The 2,200-nt window shown below is 39.6% G+C and carries 2 protein-coding genes; both read left to right on the top strand.

The features are described from left to right. On the top strand, positions 1-221 hold a 221-nt coding region (locus ACTTK6_RS15725), incomplete at its 5' end, for a hypothetical protein (RefSeq protein ID WP_462833942.1). A 165-nt stretch (positions 222-386) separates the two neighbouring features. After that, positions 387-1,280, top strand: coding sequence for a replication initiation factor domain-containing protein (locus tag ACTTK6_RS15720; RefSeq protein WP_462833941.1), 894 nt, complete (start codon positions 387-389; stop codon positions 1,278-1,280). Positions 1,281-2,200 lie beyond the last annotated feature (920 nt).

Below are 2,200 nucleotides of genomic sequence, written 5' to 3'. Positions count from 1 at the left end.
ATGAAGTACACGTTGTTGGTCTCTTTTTTAGTTTTGGTGATTTTTTATTTCTTCAGGTAAGATTTTTGAAACTAGTTGTTTTTTCTTTTACGAAAAAGCTTCATGGGAAAAGCTACCAAGTATGCTACACTGGGTTTAACAAAAAAGTTCGTAAACGCAAAGAAGCCACGAGTGCGGAAACACTCATGGCTTCAATGACTAGCAAACTCGCCCTTTGCTAATCATTTCAACGTCATCATACCACGTTCTGATGTTTTTTTGAATGAATTTGTTCGTTGGTCGATGGTCTCAAAGACATGAGAGGTTGATTTGATTTTCTAAGGGAAATCTAGTCAGCTTTTCGTGTCTTTTTTGTTGCTCAAAAAATAGCAACGGAGGAATCAAACATGGACGAAAATCAGCAGCCAAAAATAACCGGCCCCTCTAATAGCCGGTTTCACTCACGCGAGCGCGACCCTCTCACCCAAATTTCTTTTGATCGAATGACGGTTATAGGAGACCTCAACCCCCGACATATTAATGAATTTCGGAGTTTTATTGCTTCGAATCCTTACGTTTCGGTTTTAGACACCAAAACAGACTATGTTCGAGCCAAAATGTATGACGATTTATTCTACCTGGAGTACGACAAAATCAAAGGCCAGTCTCGGCAACGACGCAATATGCGGATTGAATTTAACCCGAATCATTGTTCGGAAGATGCCCGTAACTTCTTCGTGAATCGTATCGTACGTCTCATGAACGATGTGGGCTTCTCTCGGCTCGATTTAGCCTTGGACATGGAGAAAGACCTTAGCAGCTTTTATGTGGCTTCTGAGAGCCGTTGGAAGTCCACAGTGTTTTACGGGTTAGATGATAAGCCAGAAACAAAATACTTTGGTGTCAGAGACAGTCAACGGTACATACGCCTGTATGATAAAAAGAGAGAACGAAAACATAATGCGGAAGAAGAAATCACAGCTGCGGATCTTTGGCGGCTGGAGTTTGAACTTAAACGAGATATGGTTGATCGGTGGGAAACAATTGCTGATGACTTAACAATTAAAGAACCAGATTGGAGAGATACTGCTGACATTCAGCAACGAGCAATGGTCTATCTTTTGATGAATGATAAAGAAAGTTGGAACGATCTTGGGAACACATCGAAGAAAAAATATAGAAAAATTATTCGAGAGATGGAAGGCGAAAATATTACTGATTTTGTTCAGCAAGCGATCAAAAAAGAAGCACCAAGACTTCGCCAGCAATTAGAAAATTGGACAGGTAATAAACTCATTTGATGTACGGGCATATGACAAAAGCATGCGATATAATCGCATGCTTTTTGCACCTAACCTGTAAAAAAGGGCGTTTTTACTGTCTCACAAGTGTCACAAAGGGGTCTGTGTGACTCAATACTGTCACAGCAGTGTCTCACAAGTGTCACAAAAAGCATTTTTAATGTACCCGTGAAAACCCTGGCACTGCCAGGGACTCCAACTTGGTTGGGGTCATTTTTCCCTTATGCTCTTTCTGGATTTTATCTTTTGCAGGGGGGCTGTTTTAAAGTGAGCTTGTTTCATGACAGGTAGGGTGTTTTATTTTTGCTGTTTGTCCGTCAGGCTATCGTTTGAAAAACGAATCAGAAGATCGACCAAAGGGAGTTCGCACGAACACATTTTTAGAATAAAAAGTATGTGTGTAAGTGCGCCCTCTCGAATCACTCATGAGCTCTTGAGGTGTTTTGCATCGTTCTGTTTATTGTTTGTCTTTCGAACGTTTTGTGAGACTCTCAGTAGCTTCTAAGTAAAACACCAAGTTATTTATGCCGAGAAAACTTTTTGTCATGAAAAAAGCCCTCACGTATGCTCACCAAGGACAGGCCGAAGGGCGAATTTTTCCCTTCGCCTTGTCTTTGGGGAGTGTGAGGGCTTCAAGGTTCATGACCAAAAGGAAATTGGAATAAAACAATTATATTAACTTACAAAAAGGAGTGTTTAAGTATCTTTGTTACTGTGCTTTTGATAATACTTATAGTTAATTTGGGAGAAGCTTTATATTTGCTCAAAAAGATTTGGGACTTAAAAAGAATAAAAGCTCCAGATAGTGAGTATAAAAAATTAGTGGACTCAGTTGCTCCAGTTATGAAGTACACGTTGTTGGTCTCTTTTTTAGTTTTGGTGATTTTTTATTTCTTCAGGTAAGATTTTTGAAACTAGTT

Source organism: Marinococcus salis, from assembly GCF_054971365.1.
The sequence above is the reverse complement of the archived record's forward strand: the minus strand, read 5'-3'. Positions and strand labels throughout refer to the sequence as shown.

Bases quoted from the DNA above. Each gene is read 5' to 3' on its own strand.
- ACTTK6_RS15720 (WP_462833941.1), top strand. From the start codon at position 387: ATGGACGAAAATCAGCAGCCAAAAATAACCGGCCCCTCTAATAGCCGG.